Annotated in this window: 19 protein-coding genes and 1 pseudogene; 14 read left to right on the top strand and 6 right to left on the bottom strand. The window is 70.5% G+C overall.

Annotation, left to right across the window (positions count from 1 at the left end; translation table 11 throughout):
• Nucleotides 1-14: 14 nt before the first annotated feature.
• Nucleotides 15-197, bottom strand: a complete 183-nt coding sequence (locus tag AB0P29_RS13470; RefSeq protein WP_064003169.1) for a DUF5302 domain-containing protein — start codon at nucleotides 195-197, stop codon at nucleotides 15-17.
• Nucleotides 198-491: 294 nt separating this feature from the next.
• Between AB0P29_RS13470 and AB0P29_RS13465 the strand changes: the two genes are divergently transcribed.
• The 6 genes from AB0P29_RS13465 (at nucleotide 492) to AB0P29_RS13440 (ending at nucleotide 6,733) form a co-directional block, all read left to right on the top strand.
• Nucleotides 492-2,756 (top strand): polyribonucleotide nucleotidyltransferase, encoded by a 2,265-nt coding sequence (locus tag AB0P29_RS13465; RefSeq protein ID WP_363380494.1) that lies wholly within the window; start codon nucleotides 492-494, stop codon nucleotides 2,754-2,756.
• A 201-nt stretch (nucleotides 2,757-2,957) separates the two neighbouring features.
• Nucleotides 2,958-3,977, top strand: a complete 1,020-nt coding sequence (locus AB0P29_RS13460) for an aldo/keto reductase (protein WP_363380491.1) — start codon at nucleotides 2,958-2,960, stop codon at nucleotides 3,975-3,977.
• Between the two features lie 65 nt (nucleotides 3,978-4,042).
• Nucleotides 4,043-4,642, top strand: coding sequence for a histidine phosphatase family protein (locus AB0P29_RS13455; protein ID WP_308210378.1), 600 nt, complete (start codon nucleotides 4,043-4,045; stop codon nucleotides 4,640-4,642).
• A gap of 1 nt (nucleotide 4,643) precedes the next feature.
• Entirely contained in the window at nucleotides 4,644-5,465 is an 822-nt protein-coding gene (locus tag AB0P29_RS13450; RefSeq protein WP_363380488.1) for a TSUP family transporter, read from the top strand.
• 9 nt (nucleotides 5,466-5,474) lie between these two features.
• Nucleotides 5,475-6,287: a 4-hydroxy-tetrahydrodipicolinate reductase gene (gene dapB, locus AB0P29_RS13445; protein ID WP_363380485.1), complete on the top strand. Its 813-nt coding sequence runs from the start codon at nucleotides 5,475-5,477 to the stop codon at nucleotides 6,285-6,287.
• On the top strand, nucleotides 6,284-6,733 hold the full coding sequence (locus AB0P29_RS13440) for a tetratricopeptide repeat protein (protein WP_363380483.1): 450 nt from the start codon (nucleotides 6,284-6,286) through the stop codon (nucleotides 6,731-6,733). Before dapB ends, AB0P29_RS13440 begins: the two co-directional genes overlap by 4 nt.
• 4 nt (nucleotides 6,734-6,737) lie before the next feature.
• Here AB0P29_RS13440 and AB0P29_RS13435 read toward each other — a convergent pair whose 3' ends face one another.
• From AB0P29_RS13435 to AB0P29_RS13420, 4 genes are all read right to left on the bottom strand, one after another.
• A complete protein-coding gene (locus AB0P29_RS13435) occupies nucleotides 6,738-7,628 on the bottom strand; it encodes a TIGR01777 family oxidoreductase (RefSeq protein ID WP_363380480.1) in 891 nt (296 codons plus the stop codon).
• Nucleotides 7,621-8,046 (bottom strand): OsmC family peroxiredoxin, encoded by a 426-nt coding sequence (locus AB0P29_RS13430; RefSeq protein ID WP_311289764.1) that lies wholly within the window; start codon nucleotides 8,044-8,046, stop codon nucleotides 7,621-7,623. Before AB0P29_RS13430 ends, AB0P29_RS13435 begins: the two co-directional genes overlap by 8 nt.
• A 94-nt stretch (nucleotides 8,047-8,140) precedes the next feature.
• The gene (locus AB0P29_RS13425; protein ID WP_363380477.1) at nucleotides 8,141-8,707 is read right to left on the bottom strand and encodes a DUF4395 domain-containing protein; all 567 of its coding nucleotides are present in this window, start codon (nucleotides 8,705-8,707) and stop codon (nucleotides 8,141-8,143) included.
• Nucleotides 8,700-9,137 (bottom strand): thioredoxin family protein, encoded by a 438-nt coding sequence (locus AB0P29_RS13420; protein WP_253034308.1) that lies wholly within the window; start codon nucleotides 9,135-9,137, stop codon nucleotides 8,700-8,702. Before AB0P29_RS13420 ends, AB0P29_RS13425 begins: the two co-directional genes overlap by 8 nt.
• Nucleotides 9,138-9,220: 83 nt before the next feature.
• Here AB0P29_RS13420 and thyX point away from each other — a divergent pair, with 83 nt between their 5' ends.
• From thyX to AB0P29_RS13405, 3 genes and pseudogenes are all read left to right on the top strand, one after another.
• Nucleotides 9,221-9,964: an FAD-dependent thymidylate synthase gene (gene thyX / locus AB0P29_RS13415; RefSeq protein WP_217531385.1), complete on the top strand. Its 744-nt coding sequence runs from the start codon at nucleotides 9,221-9,223 to the stop codon at nucleotides 9,962-9,964.
• 21 nt (nucleotides 9,965-9,985) lie between these two features.
• Nucleotides 9,986-10,735, top strand: a complete 750-nt coding sequence (locus AB0P29_RS13410; RefSeq protein WP_363380474.1) for an SDR family NAD(P)-dependent oxidoreductase — start codon at nucleotides 9,986-9,988, stop codon at nucleotides 10,733-10,735.
• Nucleotides 10,736-10,822: 87 nt separating this feature from the next.
• A pseudogene (locus AB0P29_RS13405) lies at nucleotides 10,823-11,068 on the top strand (type IV toxin-antitoxin system AbiEi family antitoxin domain-containing protein); the annotation flags it as partial.
• A 39-nt stretch (nucleotides 11,069-11,107) separates the two neighbouring features.
• Here AB0P29_RS13405 and AB0P29_RS13400 read toward each other — a convergent pair.
• A complete protein-coding gene (locus AB0P29_RS13400) occupies nucleotides 11,108-11,611 on the bottom strand; it encodes a hypothetical protein (RefSeq protein ID WP_363380636.1) in 504 nt (167 codons plus the stop codon).
• On the opposite strand from AB0P29_RS13400, the gene AB0P29_RS13395 reads away from it, so the two are divergent.
• From AB0P29_RS13395 to AB0P29_RS13375, 5 genes are all read left to right on the top strand, one after another.
• Nucleotides 11,501-11,800, top strand: coding sequence for a DUF559 domain-containing protein (locus AB0P29_RS13395; protein WP_363380624.1), 300 nt, complete (start codon nucleotides 11,501-11,503; stop codon nucleotides 11,798-11,800). The genes AB0P29_RS13400 and AB0P29_RS13395 overlap by 111 nt on opposite strands.
• 167 nt (nucleotides 11,801-11,967) lie before the next feature.
• Nucleotides 11,968-12,945, top strand: a complete 978-nt coding sequence (gene dapA / locus AB0P29_RS13390) for a 4-hydroxy-tetrahydrodipicolinate synthase (protein ID WP_253034311.1) — start codon at nucleotides 11,968-11,970, stop codon at nucleotides 12,943-12,945.
• Nucleotides 12,942-14,618 carry a ribonuclease J gene (locus AB0P29_RS13385; protein ID WP_363380471.1) on the top strand — a complete coding sequence of 559 codons (1,677 nt, stop codon included), beginning with the start codon at nucleotides 12,942-12,944 and terminating at the stop codon, nucleotides 14,616-14,618. The genes dapA and AB0P29_RS13385 overlap by 4 nt, the downstream gene beginning before the upstream one ends.
• Nucleotides 14,619-14,639: 21 nt before the next feature.
• Nucleotides 14,640-15,131: a GNAT family N-acetyltransferase gene (locus AB0P29_RS13380; protein WP_363380468.1), complete on the top strand. Its 492-nt coding sequence runs from the start codon at nucleotides 14,640-14,642 to the stop codon at nucleotides 15,129-15,131.
• Between the two features lie 68 nt (nucleotides 15,132-15,199).
• Nucleotides 15,200-17,896, top strand: coding sequence for a DNA translocase FtsK (locus AB0P29_RS13375; protein WP_363380466.1), 2,697 nt, complete (start codon nucleotides 15,200-15,202; stop codon nucleotides 17,894-17,896).
• Nucleotides 17,897-17,909 lie beyond the last annotated feature (13 nt).

Raw genomic sequence — 17,909 nt, 5'->3', positions numbered from 1 at the left:
CGGGCCGTTCGGGCTCAGCCGCTCTTGCGTCGGAACTCGCGCTTGGTGACGGCGCCGTGCGTCCCGTGCACGGCGGAGTCCCCGTCCAGGTGGGCTTCACCCTTCCGGCTCTGCGCGTTCTTCTTCTCGAGCGCCTCGCGGAACTTCCGCTTCATGTCTTCGGATGCCGCGTCCGCGGTCTTCTCGTCGTCGCTCATGCCGCCACGATACGCACTCCGAAGGGTCCGCTGATAGGCTGGGCCGGGTTGCCCGCGGTCCTCATCGCGGCATCCGCTCAACTTCACAGTGAGCTCATGGAGCAGGCCCGGCAGGAAGCTGGTCCCCTGTGGTGGATTCCCATCCCGTTCCCGCGGATGGTGGTCTTCGACTGGTGGCCAGCGCAGGCGGTCCTCGCGGATTCTCCGCGCGCCCATATCTGCCTGTTCCTGCTCCTTCGCACGATCTCGCTCGCGAAACGCGCGTGCGAGTCTAAACAAAGAAGGAGAGACCTCTTGGAAGGTCCTGAAATCACCGCCGCCGAAGCCGTCCTCGACAACGGACGCTTCGGCACCCGCACCGTCCGGTTCGAGACCGGACGCCTCGCCCAGCAGGCGCAGGGCGCCGTCGCCGCCTACCTCGACGAGGAGACGATGCTCCTGTCGGCCACCAGCGCCGGCAAGCACCCCCGTGAGGGCTTCGACTTCTTCCCGCTGACCGTCGACGTCGAAGAGCGTTCGTACGCGGCGGGCAAGATCCCCGGCTCGTTCTTCCGTCGCGAGGGTCGTCCCTCGACGGAGGCGATCCTCGTCTGCCGCCTCATCGACCGGCCGCTGCGTCCGTCGTTCGTCGACGGCCTCCGCAACGAGGTCCAGATCGTCGTGACGGTGCTGTCCATCGCGCCCGGCGAGTACTACGACGCCCTCGCGATCAACGCGGCCTCCGCGTCGACGCAGATCTCGGGTCTGCCGTTCTCCGGCCCCATCGCCGGTGTCCGCCTCGCGCTCATCCCGGGCCACGGCCAGCACGCCGACCAGTGGGTCGCGTTCCCGAACCAGAAGCAGGTCGAGGAGGCCGTGTTCGACCTCATGGTCGCCGGTCGCGTCCTGCCCGACGGCGACGTCGCGATCATGATGGTCGAGGCCGAAGCCACCGAGAACTCGTGGAACCTCATCAAGGGCGGCGCCGTCAAGCCGAGCGAGGACATCGTCGCCGGCGGCCTCGAGGCCGCCAAGCCGTTCCTCAAGCAGCTCGTCGAGGCGCAGGCGCAGATGGCCGCCGAGTCCTCGCGCGAGCCGGGCGTCTACCCCGTCTTCCCGCCGTACAGCTCCGAGGTCTACGACTTCGTGGCCGGCCGCGCCTACGACGACCTGGTGAACGTGTACCAGATCGCCGACAAGCAGGAGCGTCAGGCTGCCGACGACGCCGTGAAGGACCGCGTCAAGGCGGAGCTCATCGCGGCCGTCGAGGCGGAGCAGCTGCCCGCCGGCGCGCCGATCGAGTTCTCCGCCGCGTACAAGTCGGTGACGAAGGTCGTCGTCCGCGGCCGCATCCTCTCCGAGGGCGTCCGCATGGACGGCCGCGGGCTGGCCGACATCCGTCCGCTCGACGCCGAGGTGCAGGTCATCCCGCGCGTCCACGGCTCGGCGATCTTCCAGCGCGGCGAGACCCAGATCCTGGGTGTCACCACTCTGAACATGCTCAAGATGGAGCAGCAGATCGACTCGCTGTCGCCCACGACGAGCAAGCGCTACATGCACCACTACAACTTCCCGCCCTACTCGACCGGTGAGACCGGCCGTGTCGGCAGCCCGAAGCGTCGCGAGATCGGGCACGGCTTCCTGGCCGAGCGCGCCCTCGTGCCCGTGCTGCCGAGCCGCGAGGAGTTCCCGTACGCGATCCGCCAGGTGTCCGAGGCTCTCGGCTCCAACGGCTCGACGTCGATGGGCTCGGTGTGCGCCTCGACCCTGTCGCTGCTGAACGCGGGTGTGCCGCTGCGCGCCCCCGTCGCCGGTATCGCGATGGGTCTCGTGACCGATGAGGTCGACGGCCAGACGCGCTATGCCGCGCTGACCGACATCCTCGGCGCCGAGGACGCCCTCGGTGACATGGACTTCAAGGTCGCGGGCACGAGCGAGTTCATCACCGCGATCCAGCTCGACACGAAGCTCGACGGCATCCCGTCGTCGGTGCTCGCCGCCGCGCTGACGCAGGCGAAGGATGCCCGCCTCACGATCCTGAACGTCCTGAACTCGGCGATCGACGCGCCCGACGAGATGGCGCCGACCGCGCCGCGCGTCATCAGCGTCCAGATCCCGGTCGACAAGATCGGTGAGCTGATCGGCCCCAAGGGCAAGACGATCAACGCGATCCAGGACGAGACCGGCGCGCAGATCTCGATCGAGGACGACGGCACGGTGTACATCGGCGCCGTCGACGGTCCCTCGGCCGAGGCCGCTCGGGCGCAGGTGAACGCCATCGCCAACCCGACCAACCCCGAGGTCGGCGAGCAGTTCCTGGGCACGGTCGTCAAGATCGCGACCTTCGGTGCGTTCGTCTCGCTCCTGCCGGGCAAGGACGGGCTGCTGCACGTCAGCGAGGTCCGCAAGCTCGCGGGCGGCAAGCGCGTCGAGAACGTCGAGGACGTCCTCGGTGTCGGTCAGAAGATCCTGGTGCGCATCACCAAGATCGACGACCGCGGCAAGCTGTCGCTCGAGCCCGTGGTCGAGGAGTCGGCTCCGGCCGGCGACGCGGCCGCTGAGGCGCCCGCCGAGGCCTGATCCCGCACGTCGCGAACGCCCGTCCTCCTCGGAGGGCGGGCGTTCGCCGTTGCGGGCCTTGCGCGGACAACCGTTATCGAAACGTCATCGATCGCCGCGCGGACGCGCACGTCCAGTCCGAGGGCTGCTCTACCCTCGGAGTGAGCGCATCCGGCGGTGCGTGGACACATGTCTCCCGGAACGCTCTGCAAGGAGACGGGCATGGCAGCGTTCGAGACGGCGGATCCGACGTCGCCGACCACCGCGCCCACGCTGCATCCCTCCGGCCCGCTGCCGGTCCACGGCGCTCCGCTGGGCCGCGCCGTCCGTGTCCCCCTCGGCGAGACCGGCCTCACGGTGTTCCCGCTCATCCTGGGGGGTGGGGAGTTCGGGTGGCACATCGACATCGCGGCGGCCCACGCCATCCTGGACCGCTATGTCGAACGCGGCGGCAACGCGCTCCACACCTCCGACAGCTACGCCGCCGGTCGCAGCGAGCACGCCATCGGCAGATGGATGGCGGCCCGACGCAACCGCGACGACATCGTCCTCACGGTCCGGGTCGGTCGCGGCGCCGACAACCCCGGTCTCGGCCCGGTCAACCTCGTGCGGGCCGTCGAGGCATCCCTCATCCGACTCGGCACCGACCGGATCGACGTGCTGTCCCTCGACGGCACCTCCGACCGCACCACCATGCTCGAGGACACCCTCGCCACGGCGGAGTGGCTCGTCGAGTCGGGCAAGGTGCGCGCTGTCGGCGCCGCGGGCTACCGCGCCGCGCAGCTGGTGGAGGCCCGCATCCTGTCGGCGGCCGGATACCCCCGCTTCACTGTGCTCGACGTGCCGTACAACGTGCTCCGGCGCGACGAGTTCGACGGCGATCTGCGACTGGTCGCCGGAGCGCAGGGCATCGCCGTCACGCCGTCGCAGGCCCTCGAGCACGGGTACCTGTCGGGGATGCATCGCGACCGCGACCACGTCGGGGGCACGGTGCGCGGTCGCCAGTTGGCGGCGAGTATGAACCGTCGCGGCGCGCGGACCTTGCGGGCGATGGACCGGATCGCCGGCGAGCTCGCGGTGCCGCCCGCCGCTGTCGCCATCGCCTGGCTGCTCGCGCAACGGATCGTCGCGGCGCCGATCGTCAACGCCTACGCCGTCGCCCACGTCGACGAACTCGTGCAGGGTGTCGGCCTGCACCTCAGTCGAGCGCACCTCGCCGAGATCGCGCGGGCCACCGACTGAGGCTGGTTTAGGGTGGAAGGAGCCGGGGCAACGCCCGGCGAACTTTCGACGAAGCGAGCAGACACGTGACGCACTATCTGTATCTGGTGCGGCACGGCGAACACCTCGACGCCGAGCACGGCCTGGCCGACGGACCGCTCTCGCCGCGCGGTCGCCGCCAGGCCGAGCTGCTCGCTGACCGCCTGTCGGGTGTCCCGCTCACCGCCGTGTGGCACTCGCCGCTGCTGCGTGCGGCCGAGACCGCTCGCGCGGTCGCCGAGCGCTTGCCGGCCGTCGACCCCGAGCCCACCGCCCTGCTGTTCGACTGCGTGCCGAGTGGCATGACGCCGGACACCCCGCACGTCTACGAGCCGTTCTTCGGGGGAGTGACCGAGGCCGAGGCCGACGCGGGAGCCGCGCAGATGGCGGATGCCGGGGTGGAATTCCTCGCGCACCGTCCCCACGCGCACGAGCTGCTGATCACCCACAACTTCGTCATCGCCTGGTTCGTACGCGAGGTGCTGCAGGCGCCGGAATGGCGGTGGCTGACGATCAACCAGGCGCACTGCGGCCTGACGGTGCTGGCGCAGCGCCCGGGGCGTCCGTGGACGCTCGTCTCCCACAACGACCTCGCGCACCTGCCCGTGGAGCTGCGGACGGGCCTCCCCGACATCCTCTCGGTGTGAGGTGCTGACCGGCCCTCTCCTCGCCGAGTGGCTCCCCGTCTCCGCGAGCGCCCTGTTGTTCCTCGTCGTCGCCGCCGGGCTCGCCGGCTGGGTGGACGCGGTCGTCGGAGGAGGCGGCCTGATCCAGCTCCCCGCCCTCGTGATCGGGGTGCCGAAGGACGTCGCGACGCCGTTCATCCTCGGGACGAACAAGCTCTCGTCCTTCTTCGGGACGCTCTCGGCCAGCTGGGTCTATCTGCGTCGTATCCGGGTCCACCTCACCCTCCTGATCCCGCTCGTCGCCGGGGCGTTCGCCGGTTCCGCCGTCGGTGCGGCCCTCTCGCGGTACGTGCCGCGCGAACTCCTGACCCCCGTCGTGCTCGTCGCCGTCGTCGCCGTCGGCGTCTACACGCTGCTGCGGCCCCGGATGGGGCTGCACCACGAGCCGCGGCACATGGATCGCCGCGCCGTGGTGTGGCGCTCGGGCGCCATCGGGCTCGGGGTCGGCTTCTACGACGGGATCCTCGGGCCGGGCACCGGGTCGTTCTTCGTCATCCTCCTCGTCGGCGTCCTCGGCTTCGGGTTCCTGCAGGCGAGCGTGAACGCCAAGATCGCGAATCTCACGACGAACCTGGCCGCGCTCATCGTCTACGGTGTGCACGGCGAGATCATCCTCGCCCTGGGCCTGCTGATGGCGTGCGCCAACATCGCCGGTGGTCTCCTCGGCGCGCGAATGGCCACCCGCGGCGGCAACGGCTTCGTCCGCGTCGTGTTCCTCGTCGTCCTCGGCCTGCTGGTCGTCAAGCTCGCGTGGGACACGATCGCGTCGTTCCTGCCCGCCTAGGCTGGTGGCATGACGACGCGCGTGGCCCTCGTGGGCGGGACCGGCAAACTCGGCGGGATCATCGCCCAGGTGATCGCAGCGACCGACGGATACGAGACGGTCGCCGTCCTCGGGTCCTCGAGCGACCTCGCCGAGCTCGACGGGGCCGATCTCGTCGTCGACGCCTCGACCCCGGCGGTGTCGATCGACGTCGTCCGCGCCGCGATCGAACGCGGCAAGAACGTCCTCGTCGGCACCTCCGGATGGTCCGCCGAGCGCATCGCCCTCGTCCGCCCGCTGGTGGATGCCGCCGGCACGGGCGCCGTCTTCATCCCGAACTTCTCGCTGGGTTCGGTGATCGGGTCCGCGCTGGCTGCGGCATCCGCTCCCTTCTTCCCCTCGATCGAGATCGTCGAGACCCACCGCGAGACGAAGGTCGATTCGCCCAGCGGCACGGCCGTCCGCACCGCGGAGCTCATCGCCGCGGCGCGGTCGGAGGTCGGACCCGTCGAGGCGCCGCACGTCGACCAGCGCGCGCGGGGTCAGCAGATCGCCAGCGTCCCCGTCCACTCGCTCCGCCGTCCGGGGGTCATCGCCCGCCAGGAGACGATCCTGTCGGGGCCGGGGGAGTCGCTCACGATCGTCCACGACACCGTGGACCCTGCCGCGGCCTATGCCCCCGGCATCCGTGTGGCACTCGATGCCGCCCGCGACGCGTCGGGGATCGTCGTCGGTCTCGACGCGATGATCGACATCGGGATCCGGATGCCGCACACGTCCCGCACCGAGCCGGTCGCCGACGGGGACGTCTCGGGCCAGGTCGCCGCGACGACCGCCCGATGAGGACCCGCATCGGCGTCGGGATCGTCGCCGCCGTCCTCATCCTCTACATCGCCCTCGTCGCGCAGCGCGCCGTGCTGCTCGTGGCGAGCGGCGATCCGGTGGGCATCGCGATGGGGATCGCCCTCGTGCTCCTGCCCGTCGTGGCGGTGTGGGCGCTGTGGCGCGAGCTGAGCTTCGGCCTGGGAGCGCAGCGGCTCGGCCGACGACTCGAGGCCGAGGGCGGCCTGCCCGAGGAGGAACTCTCGCTGCGCCCGAGCGGACGCCCCGTGCAGGCCGAGGCCGACGCGCTCTTCCCGGCGTACCGCGACGCCGTCGAGCGCGATCCCGACGACTGGCGCGCCTGGTACCGGATGGGGCTCCTCTACGACGGCGCGGGCGACCGTCGGCGTGCGCGCAGCGCCATCCGCACCGCGATCTCGCGCGAGCGCGCCGACCGTCGCGGCTGACCGGTCAGACGGCCGCCGCGACGGCGTCCTCGACGGTCGGATGCCGGAACGTGAAGCCCGTGTCGAGCAGCACCGCCGGGACGACGTGCGTGTCGTTGGCGAGCAGCGCCTCGACCGCGTCCTTGCCGAGCACGAGCCGGACCGCCCACAGGGGCGCGCGCAGCACGTACGGGCGGTTCAGGCGGCGTGCCAGGGCGAACCCGAGGTCGTTCGCGGTGGCGCGTTCGGGCCCCGTCAGGTTGACCGGCCCCGTGATCCCGCGGTCGATGACGTGGCGGATCGCACGCACCTCGTCCTCGAGCGAGATCCACGGCCACACCTGCGTGCCGCGGCCGAGCGGCCCCGACAGGCCGAGCTTGGTGAGCAGCAGCAGCGGCTTCAGCACGCCGTCCCGGTGGACGACGGGGGCGGTGCGCAGCAGCGCGGTGCGGACGCCCGATGAGGTCGCCGCGGACTCCCACTCGCCGCAGAGGTCGGACAGGAACGCGTCGCCGCGCGGACCCGACTCGTCGAAGGTCCGGCCGTGCGCGGCGGGCGGGTAGTACCCGGTCGCCGAGGAGCTCACGAACAACGGTGCCTCGTCCGCGAGCTCGCGGAGGGCGCGGGCGAGTGTCTGCGTCGGATGGATGCGCGACCACACCAGCGTCTTCTTGTAGGACGGCGTCCACGGGAAGCGCCCGATCGTCGCGCCGTTGAAGTTCACGACGGCCGCAGCCCCCGCGAGCACCTGGGGGTCGAGCGGCGATTCGCCCGGCGCCCAGGTCGCCTCGTCGGGGGCCTGCGCCTCGTGGCGGACGAGTCGCGTGACGGTGTACCCGTCGGCCCGCAGCGAATCGACGAGCGCCCGTCCGATCAGACCCGACGCCCCCGAGACGACGACGCGGCGATCAGGCAAGCGTCGCCTCGAGCGTGATCTCGATGCCGGAGAGGGCTGCCGAGACGGGGCATCCCGCCTTCGCCTCGTTGGCGATGCGATCGAAGTCCTCCGCCGAGAGGCCGGGCACCGACGCGTTGACGTTCAGATGCGAGCCGGTGATCCCGGTGCCGGGGATGAAGGTGACGGATGCCGTGGTCTCGACGCTCTCGGGCGGGGTGCCGTTCTCGGCGAGGGCGTTGGAGAGGGCCATGCTGAAGCACGACGAGTGCGCGGCGGCGATGAGTTCCTCGGGCGTCGTCACCGAGGTGGATCCCTCGCTGCGCGCCTTCCAGTTCACGGCGAACGGTCCCTGGTTGGAGCTCTCGAGGGCGACCTCGCCCGCCCCTTCGAACAGGGTGCCCTTCCAGCTGGTGGTGGCTTCGCTCGTGACGCTCATGGTGTCTCCTCGGTCGTGGTCGTGACGGATCGCTGCCGAGCCTAAACCTCGACCATGAGCGAGCGATATGACTTGACGCGGCCGCAGCGGAGCGTCAGGCGGTACGGCCCACGAGGCCGATGCGCTGCAGGACCAGCCACAACTGGCATCCGAGGCACAGCCCGAACACGGCGTTGAGGAACGCGGCCATGAAGGCGAGGCCCGCGGCGATCGGGAGCGCCACCGGGACGCCCATCACGTGGAGCAGCAGACCGACGGTGGTGACGAAGAGTCCGACGCCCTGGGCGAAACGGGGCGGACGGGGGTCCTCGAGGTCGGTCGGGGGAGCGAGGCGGGGCTGGATGAGGCGGCGGTAGAGCACACCCCACGGCGCCGTGCGCGGCGAGACCACACCCCACAGGAACAGCACCGCGATCACGAGGACGGCGAGGAAGCCGAGGTCGAGGAGGCGCATCGGCAGCGGTGTGAACGGAAGCACCCAGCCTTGGACCGGGACGATGAACATGCCGCCTCCCAGCGGGCCGAGCCAGCCGAATCCGGCGTCGGTATGAGCGGTCGAGCTCCCCAGCAGCGCCAGAAGCGTCGCAACGAGCAGCAGCACCGACGTGACGGATGCCGCGAACCGCGGCCCGCGCGGATCGATCCCGCGCACCTCAGCCACGGCCGGCTCCCGTGGTCACGCGGTCGAGCTCCATCTCGACGACCTGGCGTCCGGGTGTGCCGCCGAACCGGGAGCGCACGACGCCGTGCTTGTCGAGGATGAGGGTGGTCGGGGTCTGCAGGACCCGGAAGTGCTGCGCGATGTCGACGCGGTGGGTGAGGTCGACGTCGAGGTGGATGACCCCGTCCCGCTCGTCCGCGATCTCGCGGAGCGTGCGGTGAACGCCCGGGCACCGGCCGCACATCTCGGTGCTGAACTGCAGCAGGGTCGCCTCGTCGCCGAGCCGCTCCGCGCCCAGGCGGGTCGGCTCGACGACCTCCTGCGGGTCGAAGGGACGCGGCCGGTTCTGCCGCCACCGCAGCGTGAGACCGATGCCGACGGTGACCGCGAGCAGCGCGGTCAGCACGACGATGGCGGGGAAGAGTTCCATGACCGCTCCACAGTAATGCCGGCCGCGGGTGTCGGGGCGCCGCGGCGTCATCCGGCGTCACCCCGACGGGTAGTGTGTGAGCCGTGAGTGAGCGCGCCGACAGCCCCGAGATCGAGTTCCGCAGCGATGTCACCGTCGAGCTGGTGCGCTCGTCGGCATCCGACAGTGACGTGCTCTTCGCGGCCCGGGTCTCGACCCAGGGCGAGCAGACCCTCGAGGCCGCCGCCGAGGGCACCGAGGCGACGGGGCGCGACCGAGGCCTCATCAACTACCTCATGCGCGACCGCCACGGTTCGCCGTTCGAGCACAACTCGATGACCTTCTACGTCCAGGCGCCGATCTTCGTGTTCCGCGAATTCATGCGGCACCGCATGGCGTCCTACAACGAGGAGTCGGGCCGCTACCGCGAGCTGCGTCCCGTCTTCTACGTCCCGGCCCCCGAGCGCAATCTCGTCCAGGTCGGCAAGCCCGGCGCCTACCAGTTCCTCCCCGGGTCCGAGGAGCAGGTCGAGCTCGTCGCCCGCGAGACGCGCGCGGCATCCGTCGCCGCTTTCGAGAGCTATCAGCGGATGCTGGACGCCGGCATCGCCCGCGAGGTCGCCCGCATCGTCCTGCCGCTGAACATCATGTCCTCGATGTACGTGACGGTGAACGCCCGGTCGCTGATGAATTTCCTGTCGCTGCGCACCACCCGCGAGGGCACGCACTTCCCGTCGTTCCCACAGCGCGAGATCGAGATGTGCGCCGAGAAGATGGAGAACGTGTGGCGCGAGCTCATGCCGCTCACGTACGCCGCCTTCAACGCGAACGGTCGCGTCGCCCCCTGACCCGCTCCTAGGCTGGCGCGCATGAGTCGCACCGCCCTCGTCACCGGAGCCAGCTCCGGGATCGGCGCAGAGTACGCCCGTCAACTGTCGTCCCGCGGCGCCGAGGTCGTCCTCGTCGGCCGCGACGCCGACGCGCTGCGCGCTCTCGTCGACGAGATCGCGGCGGCCGGAGGACGGGCCGAGCACCTCGTGGCCGACCTGCTCGATCCCGCCGGGCGGCGGCGCGTCGAGGAGCGCGCGGCGGGTGTCGACGTGCTCGTCAACTGCGCCGGCTACGGCCTGCGCCGCGCGTTCGAGGAGAGCGACATCGACGAGGAGGCCCGCCACCTCGAGCTCCACGCCGAGGTGACGATGCGTCTCACCCGTGCCGCGCTGCCCGCCATGCTCGAGCGCGGCAGTGGCCGCATCCTGAACGTCGCCTCGGTGGCGGGGCTGGTCCCGCGAGGCACCTACGGAGCCGCCAAGGCGTGGGTCGTGAGTTTCAGCCGGTGGGCGAACGCCGTCTACGCGCCCCGCGGCGTGACGGTCACGGCGGTGTGTCCGGGCTTCGTCCACACGAACTTCCACGAGCGGCTCGGCCTGCCGCCCGGGCAGGAGGGCGTCCCCGGATGGATGTGGCTGGAGGCCCCTCACGTGGTGCGCACCTCGCTGCGCGACGCCGCCCGCGGCCGTGCCGTCAGCATCCCCTCATTCCGATACAAGGCGCTGGTCGCCGTCTCGCGCCTGCTGCCCGACCGCGTGGTGGTGCCCGCCGCCTCCCGCGGCCGCTGACCCGGAACACCGTTCTCCCCGCCGACACGCCGCCGGGGCGACCGTTGTCTGCGGCGTGTCTCCGCTCGACCGGTCATCTGCATCTGGATGCCGGGTGTCATCGCCTCCTCCCACGAGATCGGCCCGCTGCCGGTGTCCACAGGGGCGGCGACTCCGCCCCGGATCCGGGCCGGACGCCGCCACGCTCGATCGGTGCTTCCCACCGCCGTCGCCACCGTCGTGTCCCAAGGGGGAGTCGCGAGGACGCGGACCCTTCGGGACGCGGGAGTGACGGATGCCGCACTCCGCGCCGCGGTCGAGGCGGGTCACCTCCTTCGGGCACGACAGGGCGTGTACGCCCTGCCGGATACCACCCCCGCCGTTCTTGAGGCGCTACGAGGGCGGGGTCGGGTCGCCTGCCTCAGCGCCGCGCGACATCACGGGCTCTGGACCCTCGATGGGGGACCGCACTCGCAGACCCACATGTGGGTCGATCCCGACCGACACACCGTCCCCGCGCCCGTCGGCGTCGTCGTCCACCGAGACGGTCACCGGGCACCGCGTCGCCTCGAGACGGTCGACCTCGTGCACTGCCTGAGCCAGATTGCCCGATGCGCCGGCACGGAGGCCTTTCTCTGCGCGCTCGAATCCTCGCTGCGGCAGGGGCTCCTCACGCACGGCGAACGGGAAGAGCTGCGAACCGCGGTACCCGTCGGCATTCGTCCACTGGTCGATCTCGCGCGAGCGGATGCGGACAGCGGGCTCGAAACGCTCATCCGATATCGGCTGCACCTCCTCGGCATCCCCTGCCTCTCCCAGGTCTCCATTCCCGGCGTCGGCAGAGTCGACCTGGTCGTAGGGGACTGCCTCATCATCGAGGCCGACGGTCGAACGCATGGAGGCGAGGGCAGGCACCGCGACCTCGTCCGTGATGCGGTCGCGGCGACCCTCGGCTTCGTGACCCTGAGATTCGACGCGGCGATGATCCTCCACGATTGGCCCACGGTCGAGTCCGCCGTCCTCGGGGTCCTCGCACGCGGCGGTCACGAGTCCGACTTCGGCCGTCGCGTCCGTGCCGCCTTCTGATCGAGAGACCGGTGAACGGGCCGGCGCGCCGCTCACTCGGCGGTCACCCGGGCGCGCCCTCCACCTGGCCGGTCTTTTCCGCTCGAACCCGACCGCGCGCCCGACCCAGCCGCCCGACCCCCACCACCCCGCACGACAGACGGACCCCGACCGGTACCCTGGGAACCATGACGCACTCCGCCAATCCGTTCGGTCAGGTGCTCGTCGCGCTCGTCACTCCGATGACGGCCGACGGCGAGGTCGATTGGCCCGCGGTCGAGAAGCACATCGACGACGTCATCACCGGCGGCGCCGACGGCATCGTCGTGACCGGCACGACCGGTGAGACCAGCACGCTGACGGATGCCGAGAAGCTGAAGCTCGTCGAGGTCGGCAAGTCCGTCTCCTCGGGTCGCGCCAAGATCATCACGGGCGGCGGCTCCAACGAGACCGCTCACGCGATCGAGCTCTACAAGGCGAGCGAGAAGGCCGGCGCGGACGGCATCATGATCGTCACGCCGTACTACAACAAGCCCACCCAGGCCGGCATCCTGACGCATTTCCGCCTCGTCGCCGACGCGACGGACCTGCCCGTCATCCTCTACGACATCCCGGGTCGCACGGGTGTCCCGATCACCTACGAGACGATTCTGCGCCTCGCCAAGCATCCCAACATCCTCGCGGTGAAGGACGCCAAGGGTGACTTCAGCGAGGTCAGCCGTGTCCTCAACCAGACCGACCTGCTCTACTTCTCCGGCGACGACGCGAACGTCCTGCCGCACCTGTCGATCGGCGCCGCCGGACTCATCGGTGTGACCGCCAACATCACGTCCGCGCCGTACCGCGTGATCGTGGATGCCGTGAACCAGGGCGACCTGAAGACCGCGACCGCCGCGCACCAGAAGCTCGAACCCCTCGTCCGCGCCGTGATGACCCACGTCCCGGGCACCGTGAGTGCGAAGTACATCCTCCACGGACTCGGCCGCATCTCCAGCCCGCGCGTGCGTCTGCCGCTCGTCGGGCCGGAGGAGTGGGAAGCCGCCCTCATCGAGGACGAACTCGCCCTCGTGAAGGATGTCGACGGTGCCGACTTCTCCAACTTCCGCCCCGACCGCAACGCCGCCGCCGGCGGCGCCCTCCCGAAGGTGCATGGAACAACTCGATGAGCACGACCGTCTCAGCGCCTGAGGCGCTCGCTCCCGGCACGCTCCGGGTGACCCCCGTCGGCGGACTCGGTGAGGTCGGCCGCAACATGACGGTCTTCGAGTTCGACGGCAAGCTGCTCATCGTCGACTGCGGCGTGCTCTTCCCCGAGGAGCACCAGCCCGGCGTCGACCTGATCCTGCCCGACTTCGAGGCGATCCGCGGCCGGCTCGACGACATCGTCGGCGTCGTCCTCACGCACGGTCACGAGGATCACATTGGAGCGGTGCCCTACCTCCTCAAGCGCAAGGGCGACATCCCCCTCATCGGGTCGCAGCTGACCCTCGCGCTCGTCGAGGCGAAGCTCAAGGAGCACCGGATCAAGCCGTACACGCTCACGGTCAAGGAGGGGCAGCGCGAGCAGGTGGGGCCCTTCGACCTCGAGTTCGTCGCGGTCAACCACTCCATCCCGGATGCGCTGGCCGTCGGCATCCGCACCCCCGCGGGCCTCGTCCTCGCGACGGGCGACTTCAAGATGGACCAGCTGCCGCTCGACGGTCGCCTCACGGACCTCCGCGCGTTCGCCCGTCTCGGCGAGGAGGGGGTCGACCTCTTCCTCGTCGACTCCACGAACGCCGACGTCCCCGGCTTCACCCCGCTCGAGCGCGCCATCGGGCCGGTGCTCGATCAGGTGATCGGCAAGGCACCGCGCCGCGTCATCGTCGCGAGCTTCTCGAGCCACGTCCACCGCGTCCAGCAGGTCATCGACGCTGCCGCCGCGCACGGCCGGCGGGTCGCGTTCCTCGGCCGGTCGATGGTCCGCAACATGACGATCGCCGAGCAGCTCGGCTACCTCCACGTCCCCGACGGCGTGCTGATCGACTACAAGAAGGCCAAGGACCTGCCCGACGACCGCATCGTCTACATGTCGACGGGTTCGCAGGGCGAGCCGATGGCCGTGCTGTCGCGGATGGCGAACCTCGACCACGCGATCGAGCCGGGCGAGGGCGACACGGTCATCCTGGCCTCGAGCCTCATCCCGGGCAACGAGAACGCCGTGTACCGCGTGATCGACGGGCTGACCAAGCTCGGGGCGAACGTCGTGCACAAGGCGAACGCGAAGGTCCACGTCTCGGGCCACGCCGCCGCCGGTGAGCTCCTCTACTGCTACAACATCCTGAAGCCGAAGAACGTCCTGCCCGTCCACGGCGAGTACCGCCACCTCATGGCGAACGCCAAGCTCGCGCAGGACAGCGGCATCCCCGCCGAGAATACGATCCTCGCCGAGAACGGCACCGTCATCGACCTGACGGACGGGGTGGCTCGTGTCGTGGGTCAGCTCGACCTCGGCTTCGTGTACGTCGACGGGTCGTCCGTCGGCGAGATCACGGACGCCGACCTGAAGGATCGTCGCATCCTGGGTGAGGAGGGGTTCATCTCCGTCATCGTCGTGGTGGATGCCGCGACCGGCCGTATCGTCACGGGTCCCGAGATCCACGCGCGCGGTGTCGCGGAGGACGATGCGGTGTTCGACTCCGTGAAGCCGAAGATCGCTCAGGCGCTCACCGACGCCGCCCAGTCGGGTGTCCGCGACCAGCACGCCCTGCAGCAGGTCGTGCGCCGCACGATCGGGCGCTGGGTCAACCAGTCGCTGCGTCGCCGGCCGATGATCGTCCCCATGGTGATCGAAGCCTGACGAGGCCGCTACCATTCGGGCATGCCCGAGTCGTGGTCGCTGCGCCCGGCCGTTCAGGCGGACGGGGTGTTCCTCGGCGACATGGTCGTCGAGGCCGCCAACTGGCGGCCCGGTGCGGCGCGCCCGCGATACGAGATCCTGTCGCATCCCGACTACAGCAGGTACCTGTCGGGGTGGATGCGGCCCGGTGACGTCGGGTTCGTCGCCGTCGCCGGCGCGGAACAGATCGGGGCCGCGTGGTACCGGACGATGCCGCCGAACGATCCCGGCTTCGGGTACGTCGGCACAGGGGTGCCCGAGCTCATCATCGGGGTGAAACCGCTGTGGCGTTCGCACGGCGTCGGGCGTGCGCTCCTGCGGCGACTGTGCGACGAGGCCCGTGCCGAGGGCCGCGCGCGCATCTGCCTGTCCGTCGAGCGGGGGAACTTCGCCCAGGTCCTCTACCGGGGCGAGGGGTTCGCGGTCACGCGCAGCGGGTTCGGCCGCGACACGATGGTCATTCGCCTCGGCTGACCGCGGATACGGGCGAGGGGTCGCGTCAATCCGGGCACATGTCGGTCCTCGCGCCTACCGTGGAAGGTATGCCCAGGAGCAGCAGTCCGGCCAGCAAACCCCGCGCCTCCGCGTCGGGCTCCTCGGCGCGCGCGAAGAAAGCCGAGCCCACGCCTCGTCGAAAGGCCGAACCGGCCCCGAAGCGGTACGTCGACGACGTCGAGCGTCCCCCGGTCCTGGTCCGCGCCTGGCTGGGGCTCGCGCACGTGGCGGGCGGCATGTTCCGCGCCTTCGGCTCCGAATCGCTCGAGAAGGACCAGCGGCGCGACGGGTTCCCGTTCCTCCTCGTCCTCATGGCGATCGCCGGCGCCGTCGTCGAGTGGTTCCTCATCGGGACCGAGGTCGGCACCAACATCAGCGCCTACACCGTGGGTGCGCTCATCGGGCGCGAGGCGTTCGTCTTCCCCGTCATCCTGCTCCTGCTCGCGGGGTGGCTCTTCCGGCATCCGCCCTCCGTCCACGACAACGGCCGGATCGGCATCGGCGCGGGCCTGTTCATCCTCGCGGTCGCCGGGTTCTGCCACGTCGTCGCCAACCGGCCGCAGCCGAGCGAGGGCCTCGCCGCACTGAGCGCCGCGGGCGGCCTCTTCGGGTGGGCCATCGGCGAACCGTTGACGGTGCTCACCGAGATCGGGGCCGGCATCGTGCTCGGCCTGCTCGCGTTCCTCAGCGTCCTCATCCTCACCAAGACACCGCCGAACCGCATCGGGCGGCGCCTCGGCGACCTGTACGCCTGGATGTTCGGCGCCGAGCGCTCCGAGGCCGACGACGCCCCGTCCCAGGGGCGGACCGGACCGACGGTCGCCTTCGACGCACCCGAGGACGAGGGCGAGTCGCTGCCCTGGTGGCGGCGGAACAAGTCCGGCCGCGAAGAGGATGCCGACGGCGGACTGGGCGCCGACGACCTGACGGCGCTCCTCGAGGCCAGCGGCGACGGCAGCTTCGACAACCCGGTGACGACGCCGACGCCCGAGGTGATGCCGGATGCCGTGACGGAGATCATCGCGCCCGCCGCGCCTCGCACGCCGGGCCGCAAACGCGACGCCGCGGCCGGGGACGTGCCGCCCGTCCCGCCGCTGCCGGACTTCGTGGCCGCGAACCTCGACTCCGTCGACCCGGATGCCGCGGACTACCGGCTGCCGTCCGCCGACGCGCTCGCCGCCGGTACGCCGCACAAGGCGCGCTCCGAGGCGAACGACGCGATGGTCCGCGCCATCATGGGCGTCTTCGAGCAGTTCTCCATCGACGCGAAGGTGACCGGCTTCTCGCGCGGTCCGACCGTGACCCAGTACGAGATCGCTCTGGGGTCCGGGGTCAAGGTCGAGCGCATCACCGCGCTGACCAACAACATCGCCTACGCCGTCGCCTCCAACGAGGTCCGCATCCTCGCCCCGATCCCGGGCAAGAGCGCGATCGGTGTCGAGATCCCCAACACCGACCGCGAGATCGTCACGCTCGGCGACGTCCTGCGCTCGCCCAACGCGCAGCAGGCGACGCATCCCATGACGATCGGCATCGGGAAGGACGTCGGCGGCGGCTACGTGGTCGCCAACCTCGCCAAGATGCCCCACCTCCTGGTCGCGGGCTCGACCGGTTCGGGCAAGTCGAGCTTCGTGAACTCGATGATCACGAGCCTGCTGATGCGCGCGAAGCCGTCGGACGTCCGCATGGTGCTCATCGACCCCAAGCGGGTGGAGCTCACCTCGTACGCCGGCGTGCCGCACCTCATCACGCCCATCATCACGAACCCCAAGAAAGCGGCCGAAGCGCTGCAGTGGGTCGTGAAGGAGATGGACATGCGGTACGACGACCTCGCGTCGTTCGGATTCCGCCACATCGACGACTTCAACCGTGCCGTCGTGGCCGGCGAGATCCAGCTCCCCGCCGGCAGCGAGCGCGTCCTGAAGCCCTATCCCTACCTGCTGGTCGTGGTCGACGAGCTCGCGGACCTCATGATGGTCGCCCCCCGCGACGTCGAGGACTCGATCGTCCGCATCACGCAGTTGGCCCGTGCCTCCGGCATCCATCTCGTCCTTGCGACGCAGCGGCCGTCGGTCGACGTCGTGACGGGTCTGATCAAGGCGAACGTTCCGTCCCGACTCGCCTTCGCCGTGACGAGCGTCACCGACTCGCGCGTCATCCTCGACCAGCCCGGCGCCGACCGCCTCATCGGACAGGGCGACGGCCTCTTCCTCCCGATGGGGGCCTCAAAGGCCGTGCGTGTGCAGGGCGCGTGGGTCGCCGAGAAGGAGATCGAGAAGGTCGTCGCGCACGTCAAGAACCAGGCGCGTCCCGAGTACCGCAAGGACGTCGAGGCGATCGTCGAGAAGAAGGAGATCGACGCCGACATCGGTGACGACCTCGAGCTGCTCCTCGCCGCCGCCGAGCAGATCATCACGACCCAGTTCGGGTCGACGTCGATGCTGCAGCGCAAGCTCCGGGTCGGCTTCGCGAAGGCGGGTCGCCTCATGGACCTCCTCGAGGCGCGCGAGATCGTCGGTCCCTCCGAGGGTTCCAAGGCCCGCGACGTGCTCGTCACCCCCGACGAGCTGCCCGCCGTCCTCGCCCGCCTCCGCGGCGAGGAGCCTCCGGCGGACGCGACGCCCGTGTCGACTCCTGCGGCCGACCCGTACGGGCCCGACGCGGTGACGCAGCAGTTCGAGGGCTACGAGGTCGTCGAGTCCGAGGGCGATGAGGATGCCTGGGGTCTCACGGGCCGCGACTGAGGTCGGGTGTCCG

The organism is Microbacterium sp. NPDC080220, assembly GCF_040686395.1.
GTDB lineage: Bacteria > Actinomycetota > Actinomycetes > Actinomycetales > Microbacteriaceae > Microbacterium > Microbacterium gawkjiense.
Note: the sequence above shows the minus strand (reverse complement) of the source record. Positions and strands in the feature narration are given on the sequence as shown.